Source organism: Alphaproteobacteria bacterium (assembly GCA_041396705.1).
Classification (GTDB): Bacteria; Pseudomonadota; Alphaproteobacteria; order CALKHQ01; family CALKHQ01; genus CALKHQ01.
In genome coordinates this window covers 77,723-100,389 of the sequence record JAWKYB010000008.1, presented here as the reverse complement: position 1 = coordinate 100,389, position 22,667 = coordinate 77,723, and the positions used below count along the sequence as shown (strand labels likewise).

At 70.0% G+C, this 22,667-nt stretch carries 18 protein-coding genes; 11 read left to right on the top strand and 7 right to left on the bottom strand.

From position 1 onward, the window contains the following. Positions 1-166 precede the first annotated feature (166 nt). The gene (locus R3F55_12915) at positions 167-1,219 is read left to right on the top strand and encodes an alcohol dehydrogenase catalytic domain-containing protein (protein MEZ5668314.1); all 1,053 of its coding nucleotides are present in this window, start codon (positions 167-169) and stop codon (positions 1,217-1,219) included. 20 nt (positions 1,220-1,239) lie between these two features. On the opposite strand, the gene R3F55_12910 is transcribed toward R3F55_12915, so the two are convergent. Beyond that, entirely contained in the window at positions 1,240-1,824 is a 585-nt protein-coding gene (locus R3F55_12910) for a hypothetical protein (GenBank protein ID MEZ5668313.1), read from the bottom strand. A gap of 268 nt (positions 1,825-2,092) precedes the next feature. Here R3F55_12910 and R3F55_12905 point away from each other — a divergent pair, with 268 nt between their 5' ends. The 8 genes from R3F55_12905 to R3F55_12870 all read left to right on the top strand — a co-directional run bounded on the left by R3F55_12905 (position 2,093) and on the right by R3F55_12870 (position 10,054). Then, positions 2,093-3,133: a TRAP transporter substrate-binding protein gene (locus R3F55_12905; GenBank protein MEZ5668312.1), complete on the top strand. Its 1,041-nt coding sequence runs from the start codon at positions 2,093-2,095 to the stop codon at positions 3,131-3,133. A gap of 156 nt (positions 3,134-3,289) precedes the next feature. After that, the gene (locus R3F55_12900; protein ID MEZ5668311.1) at positions 3,290-3,973 is read left to right on the top strand and encodes a TRAP transporter small permease; all 684 of its coding nucleotides are present in this window, start codon (positions 3,290-3,292) and stop codon (positions 3,971-3,973) included. 125 nt (positions 3,974-4,098) lie between these two features. Then, positions 4,099-5,718 (top strand): TRAP transporter large permease subunit, encoded by a 1,620-nt coding sequence (locus R3F55_12895; GenBank protein MEZ5668310.1) that lies wholly within the window; start codon positions 4,099-4,101, stop codon positions 5,716-5,718. Then, positions 5,715-6,554, top strand: a complete 840-nt coding sequence (locus tag R3F55_12890; protein ID MEZ5668309.1) for a phytanoyl-CoA dioxygenase family protein — start codon at positions 5,715-5,717, stop codon at positions 6,552-6,554. Before R3F55_12895 ends, R3F55_12890 begins: the two co-directional genes overlap by 4 nt. A gap of 188 nt (positions 6,555-6,742) precedes the next feature. Beyond that, the gene (locus R3F55_12885) at positions 6,743-7,207 is read left to right on the top strand and encodes a hypothetical protein (GenBank protein ID MEZ5668308.1); all 465 of its coding nucleotides are present in this window, start codon (positions 6,743-6,745) and stop codon (positions 7,205-7,207) included. A 67-nt stretch (positions 7,208-7,274) separates the two neighbouring features. Then, the gene (locus tag R3F55_12880) at positions 7,275-7,751 is read left to right on the top strand and encodes a TRAP transporter small permease (GenBank protein MEZ5668307.1); all 477 of its coding nucleotides are present in this window, start codon (positions 7,275-7,277) and stop codon (positions 7,749-7,751) included. Beyond that, positions 7,748-9,022, top strand: coding sequence for a TRAP transporter large permease (locus R3F55_12875; GenBank protein ID MEZ5668306.1), 1,275 nt, complete (start codon positions 7,748-7,750; stop codon positions 9,020-9,022). Before R3F55_12880 ends, R3F55_12875 begins: the two co-directional genes overlap by 4 nt. Positions 9,023-9,055: 33 nt before the next feature. Continuing rightward, a complete protein-coding gene (locus R3F55_12870) occupies positions 9,056-10,054 on the top strand; it encodes a TRAP transporter substrate-binding protein (GenBank protein MEZ5668305.1) in 999 nt (332 codons plus the stop codon). Between the two features lie 94 nt (positions 10,055-10,148). Here the strand turns inward: R3F55_12870 and R3F55_12865 are convergent, their stop codons facing one another. The 3 genes from R3F55_12865 to R3F55_12855 all read right to left on the bottom strand — a co-directional run bounded on the left by R3F55_12865 (position 10,149) and on the right by R3F55_12855 (position 13,731). Further along, entirely contained in the window at positions 10,149-11,639 is a 1,491-nt protein-coding gene (locus R3F55_12865) for a PAS domain-containing methyl-accepting chemotaxis protein (protein MEZ5668304.1), read from the bottom strand. Positions 11,640-11,774: 135 nt separating this feature from the next. Continuing rightward, positions 11,775-12,473 (bottom strand): RraA family protein, encoded by a 699-nt coding sequence (locus R3F55_12860; GenBank protein ID MEZ5668303.1) that lies wholly within the window; start codon positions 12,471-12,473, stop codon positions 11,775-11,777. A 49-nt stretch (positions 12,474-12,522) separates the two neighbouring features. Beyond that, the gene (locus tag R3F55_12855; GenBank protein MEZ5668302.1) at positions 12,523-13,731 is read right to left on the bottom strand and encodes a Gfo/Idh/MocA family oxidoreductase; all 1,209 of its coding nucleotides are present in this window, start codon (positions 13,729-13,731) and stop codon (positions 12,523-12,525) included. 68 nt (positions 13,732-13,799) lie between these two features. Here R3F55_12855 and R3F55_12850 point away from each other — a divergent pair, with 68 nt between their 5' ends. Further along, positions 13,800-14,153 (top strand): hypothetical protein, encoded by a 354-nt coding sequence (locus tag R3F55_12850; GenBank protein MEZ5668301.1) that lies wholly within the window; start codon positions 13,800-13,802, stop codon positions 14,151-14,153. Between the two features lie 124 nt (positions 14,154-14,277). On the opposite strand, the gene R3F55_12845 is transcribed toward R3F55_12850, so the two are convergent. The 3 genes from R3F55_12845 to R3F55_12835 form a co-directional block, all read right to left on the bottom strand. Further along, positions 14,278-17,718: a PAS domain S-box protein gene (locus R3F55_12845; GenBank protein MEZ5668300.1), complete on the bottom strand. Its 3,441-nt coding sequence runs from the start codon at positions 17,716-17,718 to the stop codon at positions 14,278-14,280. Positions 17,719-18,403: 685 nt separating this feature from the next. Continuing rightward, on the bottom strand, positions 18,404-19,438 hold the full coding sequence (locus R3F55_12840; GenBank protein MEZ5668299.1) for a cyclase family protein: 1,035 nt from the start codon (positions 19,436-19,438) through the stop codon (positions 18,404-18,406). A gap of 14 nt (positions 19,439-19,452) precedes the next feature. Beyond that, entirely contained in the window at positions 19,453-21,213 is a 1,761-nt protein-coding gene (locus R3F55_12835) for an acetolactate synthase catalytic subunit (GenBank protein MEZ5668298.1), read from the bottom strand. 146 nt (positions 21,214-21,359) lie between these two features. On the opposite strand from R3F55_12835, the gene R3F55_12830 reads away from it, so the two are divergent. Next, a complete protein-coding gene (locus R3F55_12830; protein MEZ5668297.1) occupies positions 21,360-22,541 on the top strand; it encodes an MHYT domain-containing protein in 1,182 nt (393 codons plus the stop codon). Positions 22,542-22,667 lie beyond the last annotated feature (126 nt).

The following is a 22,667-nucleotide window of genomic DNA, read 5'->3' as shown; positions in this document are numbered from 1 at the left end:
CTTCGCCGCTACGGCGCCAGCGGTTGGGCAGGTGCGCGCCCCAACGGGTCGCACTGCCGCTTTACACCATCGCTGGCTGCACTAATGTAGCCCGGCAATTACATTTTTCGCGACGGCGCGGCCGGACCTCCCTGCCGACGGCGCGTCATGGCGGGGTGCAGGCGACATGAAGGCGGTGATGATCCACGGGGTGCGCGACGTGCGCGTGGCCGAGGTGCCGCCGCCGGACGGCAACGGCATTCCTGTCGATGTCAGCGCGGTCGGCATCTGCGGCAGCGACCTGCACTACTATCTGGAAGGCGGCATCGGCGCGCAGCAAATCCGCGCCCCGTTCGTCCCGGGCCACGAATTCGCCGGCCGGATGGCCGATGACTACGAGCCGTTCGGGCTGCGCCGCGGCGAGCTGGTCGCCATCGATCCCGCCCGGCCCTGCGGCGTCTGCGAATGGTGCCGGCGCGGCCATGTCAACCTCTGCCCGCATGTCGAGTTCGCCGGCGCACCGCCCCATGGCGGCGCGATGACCGAACGGATCGCGGTGGAGCCGCACCAGATCCACAAGCTGCCGGCCGGCATGACCGCGTCCGAGGCGGTGATGCTGGAGACGCTCGGCGTCTCGCTGCACGCCATCGACCTCGCCAGGCCGCAACTGCTGGAGAGCGTCGCGGTCATCGGCTGCGGCCCGGTCGGGCTGTGTGCCGTGCAGTTACTGCGCAACGCCGGCGTCGGCGCGATCATGGCGGTCGATCCTGTCGGCTATCGTGCGGACGCCGCGGCGGCAATGGGCGCCACCCACAGCGCCGGAAGCCACGCCGCCATCGCCGACTGGACCGGCGGCCGCGGGGCCGACCTGGTGATCGAGGCGACCAACGCGCCGCAGGGATTCCAGCTGGCGGCCGAGGCGGCGCGAATCGGCGGGCGCGTCGTTCTCGTCGGCATCCCGGAGGGCAACGTCTACACGCTGACCGCCGACGTGTGCCGGCGCAAGGGGCTCGGCATCAAGTTCTCGCGCCGCATGGGCGACGTCTATCCGCGCACGATCCGGCTCGCTGCCGAGGGGCGCGTCGACCTGAACGCGGTGGTCAGCCACCGCGTGCCGCTGGCCGAGGCGCCCGCCGCCTTCGCGATGCAGGCCGAATATCGCGACCATGCGCTGAAGACGCTGGTCTGCCCCAACGGGGTCGAGCCGGAGCCGCGCGACACGGCATCGCCCGCCCGCTGAGCGCGGACGGCCGCCGCGGTTCAGGGGATGTTGGGCATGCCCAGCAGCTGGACGATCAGCGCGGCCAGGGCCGGCGCATCGGGGTGCTCGTTGCGCTCCTCCCAGTCGCCGTGGGAGACGACGGTCACGACCGCATAGCTGCCGTCCACGTCCGCCGGCACGAAGCAGTGCAACGAGGACTGGCCCATGTCGTTGGCATTCGGCTCGCGCGAGACATCGCCACCGGCGACGGCGCTCGCCAGCTCGGCCAGCCGCTCCAGGTCGGTTTCCGCGACGGTGATGTTGGTGGGCCAGGCGCCGGCATAGCGCCGCGTGAGATCGGCCGCGGTCGGCAAATTCGACAGCATCAGGTCGTCGACCGGCACGCTGCCGCCGCCGATCGGCTCGCGCGAATCGTACATCAGCACGCGGCCGTCGGCCGCGATGCCGCGCAGCGTGACCTGCGCGCCCCAGGCGAAATTCGTGCTGGCCCACTCGCAGACGATCGGCGGGCGCACCGACTCGGCGGCGGCGGCGGCGCAGCCGGCGGCGGCCGCCGCCAACAACAGGCAGGCGCGGCGCAGGGCAGGGACCAGGCGATGGGCGGCAGACCGGAGCTGGCGCATGGCGAGGGTTCCTTTCCGCAAGGCGTGCGCTTTTTTGGTGGCTGGCAATTGTGGCGATAGTCGCAGCGTCGAACGCTGCGGTTCACGTCGGCACCGACGGCTCGGCCGCATCCCCGGATAGTTTCTTCGTGTACAATGTCGTTGCCGGCCGCGGCCTATCACCTTATGGTCCGCCCACGGTATGTGAACGGTAACATCGGTCGCCCGAACGGCGATGGGTTCGTCCACACGCCGAACCAAGAACAACGATCATGGGAGGATCTTCATCATGCGGAAAATCGGAACGGCCGGTGTCGCGCTGGCGGCGCTGGCGGTCGGAACCGGCGCAATGGCGGTGACCGCCGCCGCCCAGGATTTCACCCTTCGCATCCAGACCCACCAGAGCCGCGAATCGCTGCCCGGCGAGATCTTCGCGCAGCTGATCGAGGACGTCGAAGCGATGTCCGGCGGCCGGCTGAAGATCGAGGGCTTCTGGTCGAGCTCCGTCGTCGGCTCGGTCGAGACGTTCGACGCTGCCGCCTCCGGCATCCTCGACTGCGACATGACCGGCGCCGCCTACCAGACCGGCAAGGACACCGCCTTCCAGTTCCTCGGCGACGTGATGGGCGGCTACGACACCGCCTATCAGATGTATGCCTGGCTGGACTATGGCGGCGGCCGCGAACTGGCCGACGAGCTCTACCACAAGTTCGGCATGCATCTGGTCGGCTTCTGGATGCAGGGGCCGGAGTCGCTGTCGTCGACCACGCCGATTCGCACCATGGCCGACCTGCAGGGCTGGAAGTTCCGCTCGCCGCCGGGGCTGGAGACCGACATCTTCGCCGCGCTCGGCGCCTCGCCCGTGGTGATGGACTTCGGCGAAGTCTACACCGCGCTGGAGACCGGCATCGTCGACGGCGCCGACTACACCGCCCTGGCGACCAACTACGCCAACGGCATGTACGACCATACCAGCTATGCCACCTTCCCGGGCTTCCATTCGATGCCGGCCGACCACCTGGCCTGCAACCTCGAGGTCTGGAACTCGCTGCCGGCCGATCTGCAGGCGATCATGTACGTCGCCATGCGCAAGGCTGCGCTGGACATCGCCATGGAGGCCGAGGTGCGCAACGCACAGGCCGCCGTCGAACTGACCGCGCAGGGCGTCGAGATCATCGACTGGTCGGCCGAGGACCGCGCCACGTTCCGCAAGTTCGCGCGCGAGATGTGGTCGGTCTATGCCGAACAGAGCGAGATGGCGCAGCGCGTGGTCGACAGCCACATCGCGTTCATGACGCAGCTCGGCCTGATCACCGAGGGCGCCGAATAAGGCAGCCCGCAAGGCCGAACCGATAGACGCCGGGCGACCTTCGGTCGCCCGGCTGTTTCGCTGTCTCCGGGTTTGGGTCTACCCATGTCGATGCCAGAGCAAGCGGCGCCGGCTTCCGTGCAACGGGTGTGGACGCCAGCGGCCATAGCGCTCGTCGTGCTGACCGCGGTCCTGTTCCTGGTCGCGGTCGGCCTGTACGTGCATGAGAACTACGAGCGGCGCATTGCCGGCAATGCCGAGTACGCGGTCGGTGCCGGCGTCTGGTACGCACTGGCGATCGCTTTCGCGGCCGCGTGCCTGGGCGCCATCCTGCTGCAGGGCCTGCGGGGCGAGCGCACCTTCCTCGACCACGTGATCCTGGGCATCGCCCACGCGATCAAGTTCCTGGTCGCGTTCGTGGTGGTGATCATCTTTTTCGAGGTCATCTCGCGCTACGCGTTTCTTGCGCCGACGCTGTGGGTCAACGAGATGTCGCTGTGGGTGGCGAGCGCGGTGTATCTGGTCGCCGGGCTCTACACCATGCAGCTGCGGGCCCACATCCGGATCACGGCGCTCTACGACCTGGTCTCCCGCCCGGTGCAGCGGGCGTTCGACGTGATCGCGGTGCTGGTGCTGCTGGTCTTCTCCGGCACGCTGGTCTACGGCGCATGGACCCGCGCCAACGATCCGCTGTGGCGCTGGGAGAAGTTCGGCACCGCGTGGAACCCGCCGATTCCGGCCACCATCAAGCCGCTGCTGATCATCGTGTTCTCGCTGATCGCGGTCCAGGCCATCAACAACCTCGTCATCGACTGGCGCAAGCCGAAGCAGGTTCACGTGCCGTCGCCGGAGGACATCTAGTGTCCCGGTCCCCTCTCTGCCGTCGCCCGCGCCGCCACGCTCGGAAATGCCCGACCGCGACGACCGCAGGGCGCAGACGGCGCGAAGCGGAGTCGTCGTCGATTCCGGGTCGCGGGCGCTAGGCCATGGGCGACGGCGTCCTGTTCTTCCCGATCGGGCTGGATATCGGCGAGATTTCCATCGCCCTGCTGGTCGGTATCCTGGTGCTGCTGGCGATCGGCGTGCCGCTCGGCTTCGCCAGCGCCTTCCTCGGCATCCTGGTGCTGTTCGAGAAGTTCGGCGGGCGTGGCCTCGATCTGGTCATGCAGCGGATCTACGACCTGACCCTCAGCTATCCGATCATCGCGGTCCCGCTGTTCATCCTGATGGCCTCGCTGCTCGAGCGCAGCGGCATCGCGCGCGACATGTACGACGCGCTCAGCCTGATGCTCAGACGCATCCGCGGCGGCGTTGCGGTGGTCACCACGGTGATGGCGGTGATCATGGCGGCGATGTCCGGGATCATCGGCGGCGAGATCGTGTTGCTGGGGCTGGTGGCCCTGCCGCAGATGCTGCGGCTCAAGTACAACCAGAACCTGGCCATCGGCACGATCTGCGCCGGCGGCTCGCTGGGCACGATGATTCCGCCCTCGATCGTGCTGATCATCTTCGGTCTGGTCACCGAGACCTCGATCGACTCGCTGTTTACCGCCGCCTTCATCCCCGGGCTGATGATGGGCGGACTGTACATCGTCTACATCCTGGTGCGGACCCAGCTGCAGCCGCATCTCGCGCCGTTCGATCCGGCGCACGAGACGTTGCCGCAGCGTCCGACGCGCGACCGGCTCATCGATGCGGCGCTCTGCCTCGCCCCGATCCTGCTCGGCGTTGCGCTCTATTTCCCGGGCCAGGGCGAGGCCCTGCAGCAGGCACTGGACCAGATCGCCGCCGACGCCATGGCGGCCGGGCGCGAGGTGCGCGAGCTCAGACCGCGCGAGCTCGAGAACATCGTCCAGGCGATCCATGTCCACTCGCTGGCCGTCGCCATCTTCGCCAGCGCGGTGCTGATCCTGGCGAGCGTCACCTACCTCGAGCGGTTCATGCCCAATCGCGGCCGCCGGTTCATGATCGCACGCGGACTGCTGCCGCCGCTGCTGGTGGTGGATGTGGTGCTGGGCTCGATCTACGGCGGCGTCACCGGCATCACCGAGGCGGCCGGGATCGGCTGCGTCGCCGCGCTGTTGCTGATCCTGATCCGCAGCGAGCTGAACTTCACGCGGTTCAACCAGGCGCTGACCCAGACGTTCCGGTCGGTCGGCACCATCCTGTGGGTCACCTTCGGCGCCACCATCCTGGCCGGGGCCTATACGCTGGCCGGCGGCCCGACCTACGTCGCCGGCTCGATCCTGGGCATGGACCTGCCGCCGATGGGCATCATCCTGATGATGATGCTGATCTTCATCGTGCTGGGCATGTTCATGGACTGGATCGGCATCGTGCTCTTGACGATGCCGGTGTTCATGCCGATCGTCACCGGGTTGGGCTATGACCCCATCTGGTTCGGGATCCTGTTCTGCATCAACATGCAGGTGTCGTTCCTGTCGCCGCCGTTCGGGCCCGCCGCCTTCTATCTGAAGAGCGTGGCGCCGCCGCATATCGACCTGATCGCGATCTATCGCAGCTTCGGGCCGTTCATTTGCCTGCAACTGGTGGTGCTGGGGCTGGTGCTGCTGTTTCCCGAGATTGCGTTGGTTTTCGCGCGATGAGCGATGCCGCGCCGGCATTTGACGCACAGGGCTTCGTCGCCCCGATCCCGGCGATCTCCGCCGCCGAGGCGGCGGCGATCCACGCCGGGCTGGAGCGGGTGCGGCCGGCCGATCCGCAGCGCGCCGCTTCGGCGTTCGGCACCAACTGCCACCTGCTGCACCCCGACCTCTACGACCTCGCGCTCGACGACCGCGTCCTCGACGCGGTCGAGCCGATCCTCGGGCCGGACATCCTGGCCTGGTCGGCCGCGCTGTTCGCCAAGGCGCCGCATACGGGCAAATACGTCTCCTGGCACCAGGACTCGACCTACTGGGGCCTGGAGCCGCCGGACATCGTCACCGCCTGGATCGCGCTGACGCCCAGCACGCGTGCCAACGGCTGCATGCGCGTGGTGCCGGGCAGCCACCGGCTCGGCCAGCTGGCCCATGCCGACAGCTTCGCCGACGACAACATGCTGAGCCGCGGCCAGGAGGTGCAGGTCGCCGTCGACGAGGCCGAGGCGGTCGACATCGTGCTGGCGCCCGGCGAAATGAGCCTGCACCATGTTCGCCTGGTCCACGGGTCGGAGCCGAACCGCTCCGACGGCCCGCGCGTCGGCTTCGCCGTCCGCTACATCCCGACCCGCTGCCGGCAGCTCGGCGGCCGCACCACCGCGATCCTCGCCCGCGGCGTCGACCGGTTCGGCCATTTCGACCCGGCCCCGCGTCCCGACGCGCCGCTGAGCCCGGTCGCCTGGGCCAACCATGCCGAGGCGATGCGGCGCATGAACGCGGTGCTGTTCCAGGGGGCGGCGCAGGAGACGCGGGTCGCCGGTCACCGCGTCGTCGAGGGGTGACGGCGGAACTGACCACCAGTTTCCGCCTGCTGCTGCCGCACGGCCGCTTCCGCAATGCCGAGCTGACTGCGCTCGACGCCTTCGTCGGCGGGATCGAGCATTACGGGCACGAGCGGCCGATCCGGCTGGCCGACCTGATCGACGGCGGGCTGGCGCTCGCGCTGGTGCTGTGGTGCCTGCGCGCGGTCGTGGCGCGGCAGGCGCCGCAGCGCGATCGGCTGTGCCGCGCGTTCGCGGCGGACTGTGCGGACCGGGTGCTGCCGCTGTTCGAGGACGAGCGGCCTGACGACGCGCGGCCGCGCCGGGCCATCGCTGCCGCGCGTTCAGCCGCCGCGAACGCGGAAACGGAGGCCGCTCTGGCCGCTGCCTTCGCCGCCGCAACCCAGGCGGGCGGGGCGCTGCGCGCGGCGGCCAGGTCCGCTGACGACGACCGTGCCCGCCGCCTGCGCCGGGCGGCGACCGCGGCCGAGGTTGCCGCGGACACCTGCCGGCCGGCGCCGTGGGAGGCCGCCTACGACGCGCCGATCCGGGCCGCCACCTACCTGTTCGGCCGCGACCCCGGCCTGCCGATGGGACCCGAATGGGAGGCGGAGACCGCCTGGCAGGCCGCGTGCCTGCGCCGCCACCTGGCCTGGCTGCCGGAAATCGGTTGACCCGCCGGGGCTTCTCCAGAAGTCTGCCGCGACCAGGGGGCGGGGGGAACGGATGCGCTTTATTCGCGTGGCACAACGCGCACTCGCCGGGCTGATCGCGGCCCTGATGCTGGCGCTGGTGCTGCTCAACGTCGCCAATGTCGTCGGACGCCGGCTGCTCGGCCAGGCGATCCCGTCGGCCGACGAGCTGATGACCTTCGGCATGATCTGGCTGGTTTTCCTGGGCGTCATCCTGGTCACCGGCGACGACCGCCATCTCAGCTTCGACATCGCGGCCAAGCTGCTGCCGGCGCGCGGGCGTCTGGCGCTGGCCGCGCTGCTCGACCTGGCGCTGGCCGCGGTGGCGGCCTATGTCGCGGTGCAGTCCTTCGCCTATCTCGACCGGCTGGCGGGCATCGGCCAGCGCAGCATGGCGGCGGGCATCCCGATGGTCGTGCCCCATGCCGCCGTGCTGGCGGGGCTGGCGGCGACGGCGCTGCTCGCCGGCGTGCGCGCTGTCTCGCGCCTGCAGCGCCTGACGCAACCGCCGGCGGCCGCGCGTTGACCTGGGCGCTGCTGATCCTGCCGGTGGCGCTGTTCGCCCTCGGCCTGCCGGTGTTCGCCGTGCTGCTGGGCGGCGCCGTCGTCGCGGTGCTGGTTTCCGGCGGCAGCCTGCAGCCGCTGACCCTGCACCAGGTCATGTTCGGCGGCATCAACCAGGTCGCGCTGCTGGCGGTGCCGTTCTTCATCTTCGCCGGAGAGCTGATGAGCCGCGCCGGCATCGCCGACCGGCTGATCGACTGGGTGCTGGCGCTGACCGGGCGCACGCGCGGCAGCCTGGCGATGGCGGCGGTCGGCGCCTCCACCGTGATGGGCGCGGTCTCCGGTTCCAGCCCGGCGACGGTTGCCGCGGTCGGACGCGTGCTCTATCCGCGGCTGAAGGACGGCGCCTATGGCCGGCCGTTCTCGCTTGGCCTGATCGTGTCCAGCGGTTCGATCGCCATCGTCATCCCGCCGTCGATCGCCATGATCCTCTATGGCGCCAGCGCCGAGCAGTCGATCCCCCGGCTGTTCCAGGCCGGCCTGCTGCCGGGTCTGCTGATCGCCGCCTGCATGGGGGCCTACATCCTGTGGCGCACGCGGCGAGCGACGGCGGCCGAGGGCGAGCCCTTCTCCGCCGGCCGTCTGGTGCGCGCGACCTGGCGGGCGTTGGCGGCGCTGGCGATGCCGGTGCTGGTGCTGGCCGGCATCTACAGCGGCTGGTTCTCGCCGACCGAGGCCGGCGGCGTCGCCTGCCTCTATGCCGCGCTGGTCGGCCTGTTCGTGCACCGCGCGCTGAGCTGGCGCGGCCTGTGTGCGGCGGCGGCGGAAAGTGCCTATCTGACCGCGCAGATCCTGGTCATCGTCGCGGCGGCCGGCACCTTTTCCTGGGTGCTGACGGTGCAGGGCGTGCCGCAGGGCCTGCTGGCATGGATCGTCGGCCTGGACCTGTCGCCGGCCGGATTCCTGGTCGCGATCAACCTGGCGCTGCTCGGCATCGGCTGTCTGCTCGACCCGACCTCGGCGATCCTGGTGCTGACGCCGATCCTGGTGCCGATCCTGGCCCACCTCGGCATCGACCCGATCCATTTCGGCATCGTCATGACCGTGAACCTGTCGATCGGCATGTTCACCCCGCCGTTCGGGCTGAACATCTTCGTGGCCCAGTCGGTACTCGACCCGGACCTGGCGGCGATCTATCGCGGCATCCTGCCGTTCGCCGCCATCCAGATCGCCGCGCTGGCCGTGATCACCTACATTCCGGACCTGTCGCTGCTGCTGCCGATGCTCCTATAGTGCGTATCACGGTTTGAAGGAGGAGAGAGACCGATGAAGACAGGCATGTTCGCGGCCGCGCTGGCCGGGGCGGTGCTGACCGCCGCCTCGGTGCAGGCGCAACCGGTGATGAAGCTGGCCAGCGCCACCATCAACGACGTCCAGCACCAGTGGCAGCTGACCTTTGCGGAGGAATTGTCTGCGCGGGTCGGCGACGCGGTGACGGTCGAGATCTACCCGGCCAGCCAGCTCGGCGCGATCCCCAGCATGGTCGAGGGCGTGCTGCTCGGCACCATCGAGTCCTTCGTCACGCCGACCTCGTTCCTGGTCGGGACCGACCCGCGCTTCGCCGCGTTCGACGCGCCCGGGCTGTTCCAGGACGGCGCCCATGTCGGCCGGGTGCTGCACGACCCGGCCTATCGCGACCACCTGGAAAGCTTCGCATTGGACAGCGGGCTCAGGATCATCGGCGCGATCTACAACAGCCCGATCCTGGTGCTGTCGACCACGCCGATCGAGACGCTGGCCGACTTCGACGGCAAGAAGATCCGCACCTTCGCCACGCCGCTGCAGATGCAGCCGATGGAAGCGGTCGGCGCCAGCCCGACGCCGATGGCGCTGACCGAGGTGATCCCGGCGCTGCAGTCGGGCGGCATCGACGGCATGCTGGCCGGCATGCCGATCCTGACCGCGTTCAAATACTGGGACGTGGCGCAGTATGTGACCGACCTGAACTTCGCCACGGTGATCTCGGTGAACGTGGTCAACGAGGCCTGGTTCCAGTCGCAGACGCCGGAGGTGCAGGCAGCGATCCTGGAAGCCGGGCGCGCGGCCGAGCAGGCGGTGCTGCAATGGGGCATCGACAACGTCGGCAACGCCAACCAGATGTGGCTGGACAACGGCGGCCAGATCCTGCGCCTGCCCGACAGCGACCAGGCGGAGATGGAGGCCAGCTTCGCCGGCATCGCCGAAACCGTGCTGCGCGAGGACGAGGCGACCTGGGCCGAGTTCGAGATGCTGCGCGACCTGGCGGCGGCGCAGCGCGCGCCATAGACGGCACGACGCCAACGGCGCTGCAGGCGCGGTAGAAAGGAAAACGGGGGCCGAACGGCCCCCGTTTGCATTCGTTGCCGCGCGGATGCCGCGGTCAGGCGGCGTCGCGGTTCAGGCTGCGATACAGCTCGATGCCTTCGTTGGCATAGCCGCTGGTCGAGTCGACCGCGGAGGAGATCTCCTCCAGGCTGGCGCTGATGTCGCCGACGGCGGACGCGGCAGCCTGCATGTTGCTGGTGATCTCCTGGCTGGTGACGCTCTGCTCCTCGATCGCGCTGGCGACCACCGCGACGCTCTCCTGCACCGAGGAGACGCCCTGGTGGATCTGCTGGATGCGCTGGACCACCTCGCCGGACACGGTCTGCACGTTGGAGATCTCGCCGGAGATCTGGCTGATGGCGGAGGCCACCTGGTTGGCCAGGTTCTTCACCTCGGTGGCGACCACCGCGAAGCCCTTGCCCGCCTCGCCGGCGCGCGCCGACTCGATGGTGGCGTTCAGCGCCAGGAGGTTGATCTGGCCGGCGATGTTCTGGATGATCTCGACGATGCCGTTCATCGCGTCTGCGGCCTTGGCGAGCGCGGCGGTGGACTGGCCGACCGCCTCGGTCTCCGCCATCGCCTTCTCGACCGCCGTGCGCGACTGGCCCATCGAACGGGCGATCTCCTGGGTCGACGCGTCGAACTGGTTCGCCGCGGTGGCGACGGCCTGCACGGTGCTGGAGGTCTCGGCCGCCGCGCTGGCCGCATTGGCGCTGCGCTGGTTCGCGGCCTCGACCGCGTGCACGATCTTTTCCAGGCTGGCATCGACCATCTTGCCGATCCGCTCGGCTTCCTGGCGCCGCTTCACCGCATCGGTGATGTCGGTGGCGAACTTGACCACCTTGAACGGCCGGCCGCTCGGATCGAAGATCGGGTTGTAGGACGCCTGGATCCAGATCTCGCGGTTGCCCTTGCCGAGGCGCCGGTATTCGCTGGCCTGGAATTCGCCGCGGCGCAGCGCCTCCCAGAATGCCTTGTACTCGGCCGAGCGTGCATAGTCCGGGTCGGCGAACATCGAGTGGTGCTTGCCCTGGATCTCGTTCAGCGCATAGCCCATCGTGTTGCAGAAATTCTCGTTGGCCGTGATGATCGAGCCGTCGAGGTTGAACTCGATCACCGCGTTGGACTTGCCGATCGCGGCGATCTGGCCCTCGAAGTCGGCGCTGCGCATCTTGGCGGCGGTGATGTCGGTGGCGAACTTGACCACCTTGTAGACCTTGCCGTCGCGGCCCTTGACCGGGTTGTACGACGCCTGGATCCAGACCTCGCGGCCGCCCTTGCCCAGACGCTTGTACTCGGCGGCCTGGAACGTGCCGGCCCGCAGCGCCTCCCAGAACGCGCGATATTCGGCCGAATTGGCATAGGCCGGTTCGGCGAACATCGAGTGGTGCTTGCCCTGGATTTCGTTCAGCGCATAGCCCATGGCGTTGCAGAAGTTCTCGTTCGCCGTGATGATGGTGCCATCCGGCTGGAACTGGATGATCGCCTGCGAGCGGCCGACGGCCTCGAGAATGGCTTCGGCGTCGCGATTCGCACTTCTAAGCATGTCAACCCCTGGCAAATTCCACAGCACTGCGACGGCAAACCATTCCCGTCACTTGCGCAGAGCATTGCCCAGAGCGATTAAGTTTCGACTAAAAACCCGGGGGCATCGATGAGCCGGCGCCGAAATACTTGACGATCAGTCGAGATACTCGACGCGATCGCTCTTCAACAGCCCCTCCATCGCCGCGAACTGCCTGAGGCCGCCCTTGACCTTGGCGTCGAGTTCGGCCTCGGCCGCCCGCACGTCGGCCAGCGCGGCGATCACCGCCTCGATCTTCGCCAGCGGCACGACCACGACGCCGTCGCGGTCGGCGGCGATCACGTCGCCCGGCTGCACGGTCTGGCCGCCCAGCGTGATCGGCAGGCCGACGCTGCCCGGCCCGACCTTGGCCGGCGAGTTTGGCGTCACCCCGGCGCAGTGGACCGGCAGGCCGACCGCGATGCAGCCTTCCAGGTCGCGGATGCAGCCGTCGGTGACGAAGCCGACCGCGCCGGCGTTCTTCGCCGCGCCCAGCACCAGGTCGCCGGTCACCGCGGTCGCAGTGAAGCCGTCGGCGGCCGCGACCAGTACGTCGCCGGGCCGGATGAACGACAGCGATGCCATCAGCGCCAGCACGTCGGCCGGGCCGCAGTTGCTGGTCAGCGCCGGCCCGCAGAACCGGGTCGGCAACGGGCTCGACAGATCGGCCGGGCCGATCGGCGGCAGCAGGGCGCCGCGCCCGCCCATCGCATCGACCAGATAGCCGGTGGGCACGCCGCCGAGCGCGGCCACCTGGTCGGCGGTCGGCCGCGGAAAGTTGCGGCGGACGGTCAGTACGGGCGGATCCTTGATCATGGTGTCTTGCGTCCCTGGTCGGTTGGTTGTCGTACGGCTTCCGGCGGCCTCAATCGACGGACGGAATGGCGGTCCAGGTGCCGCCGGCGGCGGCGGACCGTTTCGCGGCAGCAATGAAGGCGATACCGCGGGCACCGTCGCGCACGGTCGGGAAGTCGGGCGGGGCGGCCGGCTTGCGGCCGAGCCGACGGTCGACGATCGCGTCCGCCACCTCGCGGTAGAGGTTGGCGAAGGCCTCCTGATAGCCCTCCGGGTGGCCGAACACGGTGCGGGTCACACGCGCCGCGTCGTCGGCCAGGCCCGGGCCGTCGCGGGCCAGCAGCTGCACCGGCGCCGCGTGCGGCATCCAGCGCAGGTAGTTGGGGTTCTCCTCCCACCATTCCAGCCCGCCGCCGTCGCCGAAGATGCGCAGGTAGAGCCCGTGCTCCGCGCCCGCCGCCGCATTGGTGACCCAGAAGGTGGCGCGGCCGCCGCCGGCCAGGCGAAGCAGCGCCATGGCATAGTCGTCGACCTGTCGCCCCGGCACGATGGCCCCGACTTCGGCCAGCACCTCGGCCACCGGCTCGCCGGCAACGAACTCCAGCAGCTGGAAGGCGTGGGTGCCGATATCGCCCAGCACCATCGATTCGCCGACCTTCTCGGCGACCAGGCGCCAGGGCCGGCCGGCGCCGGCGCCCGCCTCGGCCTCGCCCAGGCGGGCGTTGAACGGTTGCACATAGCAGACCTGGGCCTGGCGGATCGGGCCGAGACGGCCGTCGCGCACCATCGCCCGCGCCTGGCGGACCATCGGGAATGCGCTGTAGTTGTATGTCGTGCAGAACACCACGCCGGCCGCGTCGACCGCGCGTACCAGGGCGCGTGCGTCGTCGAGCCCGGTGGTCAGCGGCTTGTCGCAGACGACGTCCCAGCCCAGGCCGACGGCACGCGCCGCCAGTGCGAAGTGGGAGTCGTTGGGGGTCATGACGGCAAGGGCGTCGATGGCATCCGTGCGCGCCGCCTCGCCGGCGAACAGGGCGTCGGCATCGGCATAGGCCCGGTCGGGGGCGATGCCCAGCGCGAGGCCGGCGTCGCGCGAGCGTCCGGGGTCGGCCGAAAGCACCGAGGCCACGATCGCGAAGCGGTCGTCCATCCGCGCCGCCAGCCGGTGGATCGGGCCGATGAACGAACCCGGCCCGCCGCCGACGACACCAAGCCGCACCCGCCGGCCGAATCCGGCCGGTTGCGCCGGCTCGGGCGCGTCCGATGCAGTGCCGGCCATGTCCTCTCCGCCAGGCTTGTCGCTGGCCCGCATTCAAGCAGGATTTGCGGCCGGTCGGCAATTGGCGCGTGGCGACGCCCGCGGGCGTGGCGGCGTTTCGGCAGCGAAGCCGGACGGACCGGTCAGCTGCTTCGGGCGTCGGCGCCGACACCGGCGCCAGGATGGTGCGCAGCTCGGTCGCGCGCACCGGCTTCGGGATGATGCCGGCCATCTGCAGGTCGCCGGACTGGCCGAGCTCCATCGCCATCCGCCGCACCGTGGGATGGATGCCGCTCATGATGAAGATCCGCGCCGCGGTGCCGCGTTGCGACAGGTGGCGCAGCAGCTCGATGCCGTCGGTGCCCGGCATGGTCAGATCCAGCACGATGACGTCGGCGTCGCTGCGTTCCTGCGCCAGCTTGAAGGCAGTGGCCTCGGTATAGGTCTCCACCTCGTAGCCCAGCGGCTGCGCCACCCGGCGAACCAGGTCGCCCATCGCCGCGTCGTCGTCGATCATCAGCAGTCGCATCGGGTGGATCGCTCCCCAATCTTGGTGACGGACGCGGGCTACGGGCCCTCGAACATGGGTGTCGGCCCTTCCAGGGCCTGGCGGATCGCGCGCGCAAGGTCTTCCTTGCGATAGGGCTTGCCGAGCAGGTTCATGCCGGGCTCGTGCTTGCCGTGCTGGTTCAGCGTGTCGCCGGGGAATCCGGAGGTCAGCAGCACGCGCATGTCGGCGCGCAACGCTGCGGCGGCCTTGGCCAGTTGATAGCCGTCCAGCCGTCCCGGCATGACGATGTCGGTGAACATGAGGTCGGGACGCACGGACTCCCCTTCCAGCAGTGCCAGCGCGGCCTCCCCATGATCGGCCTCGACCACCTTATAGCCGAGTGCGGTCAGCTGGACCACCGCGGTGCGGCGCATCTGCTCGTTGTCCTCGACCACCAGGATCGTCTCGTGGCCGGTCGGCAGCGGCCGGCTTGTCGCCGCGGCGCTGCTGCGCTCGACCCCGGCAGCGTCGCGCTGCACCGGCAGGTAGATCCGCACCGACGTGCCATGATCCGGCTCGCTGTACAGGTTGATGTGCCCGCCCGACTGCTTGACGAAGCCATAGACCATGCTGAGGCCGAGGCCGGTGCCGTGGCCCTGCGGCTTGGTCGAGAAGAACGGCTCGAACACGCGGCCCAGCGTCTCGGCATCCATGCCCTGGCCGGTGTCGCTGACCTCGACCAGCACATAGTCGCCGGGTGCGACATAGGGGTGGGTCTCGGCATAGTGGGCGTCGAGGTGGGTGTTGCGGGTGGCGAAGGTCAGCGCGCCGCCCTTCGGCATCGCGTCGCGTGCATTGCTGGCCAGGTTGACGACGGTGCTGTCGAACTGGGCGTGGTCGATCCGCACCGGCCAGACCGCGTCGGCCAGCCGTTCGTGGATGACGATGTCCTCGCCCAGTGTGCGGCGCAACATGGCGATGGTCCCGCGCATCAGACCGTTGATGTCGGCGGTGCGCGGGTCCAGCGGCTGGCGGTGCGAGAAGGCGAGCAGGCTCTTGGTCAGGTCGGCGGCGCGCAGGGCGCCGTTCAGCGCCGCCTCCACCATCGGCGCGGTCGCCCTGTCGGCGGTCTCGCTCTCCTGCACCAGGTCCAGGTTGCCGATGATCACGCCAAGGTAGTTGTTGAAATCGTGCGCCATGCCGCCGGTCAGCTTGCCGATCGCCTCCATCTTGGTCGATTGGGCGAGCTGGGCCTCCAGCGTGCGGCGGTCGGTGATGTCGGTCAGCGTCCCGACATAGCCGGCGATGCCGCCGTCGTCGGCGACGATTTCGACCACCTGACCGATCACCCAGCGCACGGCGCCGTCCTTGTGCAGGAAGCGGTACTCGACCTGGGCATAGCTGCGCTCGCTGACCGCCGTCTCCCAGGTGCCGAACACGCGTTCGCGGTCGTCGGGATGGACGGCGTTCTGCCAGCCCAGATTCATCGCCTCCGCCTCGGTAAGGCCGGTGATCTCGCAGTAGCGCCGGTTGACGAAGTCGCAGTCGCCGGCGGCGTTGACCTGGAAAAGGCCGACCGGCGACACGCGCTCCAGCGTCTCGATCAGCCGCTCCCGCGCCGCCAGCCGCTCGCGGGTCTCGTGAATGTCGGTGACGTCGTCATGGGTGACCACCAGCCGCGCGTTGCCGGCGACCTCGAAGCGCGACACGCGGCACAGGTGCCAGCGCAGACCGGCCCGGCTGTGGCAGGGATATTCGCGCAGGAAGGATTCGTGCCGACCGTTGCCGACATCGCGGATGCCGGCAGCGATCTCCAGTGCGGACTCGCGGTTGTCGCCATCGGTCGTGCGTTCGCAGGCGTCCAGGTAGTTGTCGCCGTCGACCGCACGCTGCCAGTCCCTGTCGCTGTCCTCGGCCTGCCGGCGCCAGGCGGCGTTCGTCGCCAGGATGCGGCCGTCCTCGCTGAGCACGGCCAGGTGGGCGCCGATGGCGTCCAGCGTCGCCCGGTTGAAGCGCTCGCTCTCGGCCAGCGCGGCGGTGCGCTCGTCGACCCGGCGCTCCAGCGTCGCGTTCATCTCGCGCAGCGCCGCTTCCGCGCGCATCTGCTCGGTGATGTCGATGGAAACGCCGAGCAGGTGGGTCGGGCGGCCGTCGGCATCGCGCAGCGCGATCTTCGCCGTGCGCAGGTGCCGCCGCTCGCCGCCGCGCGTGGTGACCGCCTCGTCGCTGACATGGCGCTCGCTGGCGCTCGCCAGCACCTGGCGATCGACCGCGACGAACGATTCCGCCATCGCCTCCGGCACGACCTCGAAGTCGGTCCTGCCGATGAATTCCTCGCGGGAATAGCCGAGCAGCGCCTCGCCGGCGCGGTTCAGCCGCTCGTAGCGCAGCTCGTCGGCCGTCTTCAGGAACACCATCGCCGGCAGGTTCTCGAAGATCGAATCGAGCATGCGCTGGTTGGCCAGCAGCTTCTGCTCGGCCGCGCGGCGGGCGCTGACGTCGCGGAAAATGGCCCGGGTCGAGACCGGCCTGCCGTCCTCGAAGCGGACGTTGATCCGCCCTTCCAGCGCCACCGGCCGCCCGTCCCTGGCCTGCAGCTCCACGGTCGCCAGGCCCGCGTCGTCGCCGGACATGATCTGACGGAACAGGTCCATGCAATGCGGCCGCGACGCCTCGGAGATGAAGTCGAAGATCGACCGGCCGACGATCTCGTCGTCGGCATAGCCCAGGGTTTCGCGCCAGGCACGGTTGACGAACATGATACGGCCGTCGGGCGCGACCGCCTGGATCAGGTCCGTGCTGTTCTCGAACAGGTCCTGATAGCGGGATTCGCTGGCCCGCAGCTGCTCTGCCCGGTCCATCGCCTTGCTGCGCAGGTCGACCAGTTCCTTCAGCCAGCGGTGCGAGCGCCAGGTGCTCTGCGCGACGAAGGCGAAATAGAGCGCGATCATCGCGCCCATCGCGATCTGCAGGCCGCCGCCGTCGGCAAGGAACATCACCACCGGCGTGACCAGCGCCGGCGTCGCGAACAGCAGCAGCGACATGCGATCGGCGCTCATCGACGAGGCCGCGCCGGCGCTGATCCCGGCGATGGCAAAGGCCAGGAAGACCTGATGCGGGATGTCGCCGGGCGGGAACAGGAGATAGGAGCCCAGGCCCCAGGCCATGCCGGCGACCGCCGCGCCGACGCGGAAGCGCAGCAGCCAGACGCGGTGGTCGCCCGTCTCCCCGCCGCGCGCGGTGAACAGGATCGACAGACCGGTGCGCACGCCGCCGACCACCACCAGGATGGCCAGCCAGATCACCGCATTGGTACGCGGAACGGCGTTCCACTGCATGGCCGCCAGCACGACCGCGATCACCAGGCTGATGGCGACGGCGAGCGGCAGGGTGCCGTACAGGTGGCGCAGCTGGGTGGCGAGCCAGGGCCGATCCGCCGGTTCCGCCGCGCCGTCCGGGCGCACAACGCCGTCGGCCACGGCGAACCGGCCGGGAACGGCGGAACTGTCCAGGCTCATCGGAATTGGACCATCATACGCCGGGGGACGCGCTGCATTGGCCAACATTCATGGGCACAGGCTTAATATTGTGTGAGAAAAATGACATTGGATCAAGCGGGTTACCCGCTTGATCGAGGCCGAATTGCCGCACCAAGCACATCGCCCGAGCGTTCAATTGACCGTGGATTGGCCGGGACCGGCGATCCGCGCCGGCATCGCCTTTGGTCCATCCGAATGTCATCGAACCGCAATGCCCCGCTGCTACCCAGCCCTGGCGGTCTGTCGCACCGCCGCCGGAGGCGAACGGTCGCCGGCCGGGTCGAACAAGCGAGGGGAACATTCCGATGACGGTCACGCGATCCGAGCGCCGGCCGCGGCCGGCCAATGGCGGCTGGGTCGGGTCGTCGGAAATCGTGCATCTCGGCGAGCGCCGCTTCGCACTGATCGAGCGCGACAACCAGCCGTGCATGAACGCCGCCAACGGCTGGATCTCCGACAAGCCGGAGGGGCTGGCGGTCGCCGCAGACGGCCGGGTCGTTCGTCGTCACAGACAACGATGGCGTCGACGACGCCACCGGCGAGACGCTGCTGCTGACCGTGGGCAACGCCGGCACGGTGGCGGACCCGCAATAGGTTCCGCGCCCGGTCGCCCTGACGCGCGAGGGCGCCCCCGTGCGGGGTGCCCGTATTCTTCGGTGCCGGCTCAGACGGTCGCGACCGGCGTCACCGGCGAGCCGAACGAGCCGGGCAGCCTGAGCGGCGGCGCGGTCAGCAGAAAGCGCGAGCGACCGTGCGCGCGCAGCCAGGCGGCCAGCTCGCTCAGATACCAGATCTCGCCAAGGTGGATGCCGAGCCGGAACAGGCAGGCCTGGTGTACCGGCAGGCCGGGCTGGCAGCCCTGCGCCGGCCGCTCGGGATAGGGAAAGCCCTCGACCGCGAAGTTATCGGCGATCAGCAGCGCAATGCCGCTTTCGTCGATCCAGCGCAGCAGGCGTTCGTCCTGGCCGTCGAGCGCGGCGTGCGAGTTGTGCAGGACCCGGGGGTCCGGGTCGCCGGCCATGTCGAGGATCGCCTGGCCGTAGCCGGTGTGCAGGCAAAGCATGTCGCCGGGCTCCACCGTGACGCCGTCGGCAACCATCACGCCCATCAGCGCGTCGTGGTCGACCAGCCGGCGGTCGCTGCCGAAATGGGCATGCAGGTCGATCAGCACGCCGCGGCCCTGGACGCAGGTCTCTGCCATCTTCTCGATGCCGAGCCGGCGGGCGCCGGGTCCGCCATCGGCCGCCGCGGCGTCCTGCGGGCCGACGACATCGACCCCGGCGCGGAAGCCGTTGTAGTAGACCACTTCGGCCTCGCCGTCGCCGTCGGCATCGAAGCGGGTGCCGACATGGGCCAGGCCGTCCCACTGCGTCGAATACTGCGTGTACAGGGTGACGCTGTCGTCGCAGGAGACGTCGGTCCAGTGCGGGTCTTCCAGCGCCATCGGGAAATGCACGAACGGGGCGCCCTGGGCGCGGGTCTCGATGCCGCGGCGCGGCGGGTGGCGGTCGGGCACCAGCGCGTTGCCGCCGGGCAGGTCGAGCGGCAGGCTGAGGCAGAAGGCGATGCCTTCTCGGACCTCGCGGACCGCCGCCAGCCGCCGCGCCGGCGTGATCAGGTTCAGCCGGCCGACCTCGTCGTCGGGGCCGAAGTCGCCCCAGTTCGAACCCTCGGGCCGATGCTTCCAGCGCGGCGCCATCTTCTCCCCCCGTGTCAGGTGATCGCGTCGAACAGCGTGACCGGCGGATAGGCCGCCGGATCGGTGGCGATGTCGAGCAGGGTCAGGCCGGGCCGGGCGAAGGCGGCGTCCAGCGCGGGCCCGATTTCGGCGGGTTGCTGGATGCGCTGACCGAAGCCGCCGCAGGCGCGCGCGATCGCGGCATGGTCGACAGCGGCGAAGGCGCAGGCCAGCGTATGGTCGCCGAACAGCAGGTCCTCGGCATGCTGCTGATAGCCGAGGATCTGGTTGTTCAGCACCATCACCGTCAGGTCGAGACCGAGCCGGCGCACCGTCTCCAGTTCCGACCAGACATGGCCGAAGCCGCCGTCGCCGGCCAGGCAGACCACCCGCCGGTCCGGGTGCGCGATCTTGGCCCCGATCGCCATCGGCAGGCCCCAGCCGAGGCCGGCCAGGCCGCGCGGGGTCAGGAAGCGCATCCCCGGCGCACGCGCCCGCAGGTAGTTGGCGACCCAGATCGAGGCATAGCTGGCGTCGGCGACGACGATGGTGTCGGCGTCGATGCGCGGATCGAGCGCGGCCATCAGCCGCTCCGGCCGGATCGGCGCCGCGTCGGACTCCGTCATCGGTGCGGCCTCTTCGGCATGGGCCGCGCGGCCGCGGGCAATGGCGGCGGCCACTTCGTCGCGGGCGGCGCGGCGCCGCTCCAGGTCCCGGCGTTCGAGCGCTTCGCTCAACGCCGTAAGCGTCGCCCGCGCGTCGCCGACCAGGCGCAGCGCCTCGTAGTTGCGGCCCACTTCCTGCGGGTCGATGTCGATCTGGATGTAGCGCGCGCCCGGCGGATACAGCGTCCAGCCGTCGGTGCCGTTCTGGTTGGTGCGGTTGCCGACCAGCAGCACCACGTCGGCGCCTTCGATCAGGGCGCGCTGGTGGCGCGCCATGCCGCGGCGGCCCATGAAATAGCCGACGACGCCGACCGACAGCGGGTGGGCCTCGTCGACCGCGCCCTTGCCCATGGTGGTGGTGGCCACCGGCAGCGCGGCCATCTCCTGCAGCCGGGCCAGGGCCGGCGCGGCGCCGGAGCTGTGCACGCCGCCGCCGGCGATCACCAGCGGCCGCCCGGCGCCGGCCAGCAGGCCGGCGGCCGCGTCGACCGCGTCCGCATCGGCGACCGGCCGATCGAGCGGATAGCGCCCCAGCGCAGCACGGCGCGGCGGTGTCCGCGCCGGGGTTGCCGGCCCGTCGGGCACCGGCTCCTCCAGCAGGTCTGCCGGCACCAGCAGCACCGCCGGGCCCGGCCGGCCGCCGGCGGCGGCGGCGAAGGCCATGTCGACATAGTCGTCGATGCGCCCGATATGGCCGACCCGCCGCACCCACTTCGCGACCCCGCCGAACAGGGCGACGTGATCGATCTCCTGGAATGCGTTGCGGTCGGTGTTGGCGCGCGCGACCTCCTGGACGATGGCGACCAGCGGGATCGCCGCCTTCAAGGCCTCGCCCAGCCCCGGCACCAGCAGGGTCGCGGCCGGACCGTTCTGGGCGCAGACGACGCCGACCATGCCGCTGACCCTGGCATAGCCGTCGGCCATGGCGGCGCCGGCGTTCTCGGTGCGATAGGCCACCTGGCGGATGCCGAATTCGGGCGCCAGCAGCAGCAGCGCCGACGGCAGGCTCTGGCCGAACAGGCTGTCGACCCCGTGCCGGCGCAGGGCGGCGGCCAGCAGGTGGGCGCCGCAAGGCGCGGCGAGCTTCAGGTTGCGGCGCGTCGCCGGCGCCGCCGTCGGGTTCGCGGTCATCGTGTCGGGCTCCCTCTTCCCGCCGTCGAGGGGGCGCCTCTGCCGGCCCGGATGTCAAGCCGGCGTCCCGGTCGGACGGCTCGACATGGACGATGGCTATGCGCATGAGTCATAATCCTTGCGGCAGTGTGGTCGCGGAAAGGCGCATGCTCCAGGTCAGCTACGATCCGATCCTGGTGACGGCTTCCGTCGTCGTTGCGGCGATGGCGGCCTTCACCTGCCTGCGCCTGACCAGCGGGCTCAGCCAGCTCGGCCCGGCGGCGCGCAAGCCGCGCATCGCCCAGGCCGCGGTCGCCCTGGGCGGCGGCATCTGGTCGATGCATTTCGTCGGCATGCTGGCGGTGCAGGTTCCAGTGGCGCTGACCTACGATGCCCTGCCGACGCTCGGGTCCGCCCTGATCGCGATCCTGGTCACCGGGCTCGGCCTGATGATCCTGCATTTCGGCGCCCGTACGCGCACGCGCATCGTCGCCGCGGGCGTGCTGACCGGCGTCGGCATCGTCTGTATGCACTATCTGGGCATGTGGGCGGTCAGCGGCGACTGCATCATCGGCTACGACGCCACCGGCGTCGCACTGGCCTCAGCCATCGGTATCGGCTCGTCGATCCTGGCACTCGATCTGGCCTATCGCCGCCGCACGCTGGCGGCGACCCTGGGCGGCGCGGTGGTGCTCGGCCTCGCCATTTCGGCGATGCACTATGCGGCGATGCTGTTCACCAGCTTCGCCGCCACGGATGCCAGCGCCGCGCTTGTGGCCGAGCCCAACCTGTCGTCCGGCGCGCTGGCGATGGTGGTGGCCACCGCCGCCTTCGTCATCTGCGGGCTGTTCCTGCTGACGGCGGTGCCGACCAGCGAGGCGAAGGCGGCGCCGGTGCACACGGCGCCGGCGCCGCCCGCACCCGCGGACCCGCCGCAGCCGGCGCCCTCCGAGGCCGAGCCCGATCCGCGTAACACCGCCACGGTGCTGTCGCGGGTGGCGTCGGAGCCGCGGCCGCTGCCCGGCAACCGCATCCCCTATGAGCGCGACAACGCCATCCGCTTCCTTGCCGCCGAGCAGATCGCGGCCGTGCGTGCAGACGGCCATTACACGCGCATCCTGCACGGCGGCGCCGAGTTCTTCTGCCCGTGGCCGATCTCGCGCCTGGAGAAGGCGCTGCAGTCGCCCTCGTTCCTGCGCACCCACCGCAGCTACATCGTCAACCTCGACCATGTGGTCGGGTTCAGGCGGGTGTCCGACAAGGGCTTCTGCCTGGTCGACGACGAGAGCCAGATCCCGGTCAGCCGCTCGCAGATGCCCAAGGTCCAGCGCGCGCTCGGCTTTTCCTGAATCCCTGCAATTCGTGCAGGCCTGCCGCAACTGGTGAACGGCAGGCGCCGGTCGTCAAGTCGCTGTGGCCGCGCCGCCGCGCCGGCCGCACATTTGCCGCAACCAAGCCGGCCAACCGGCGCGGCC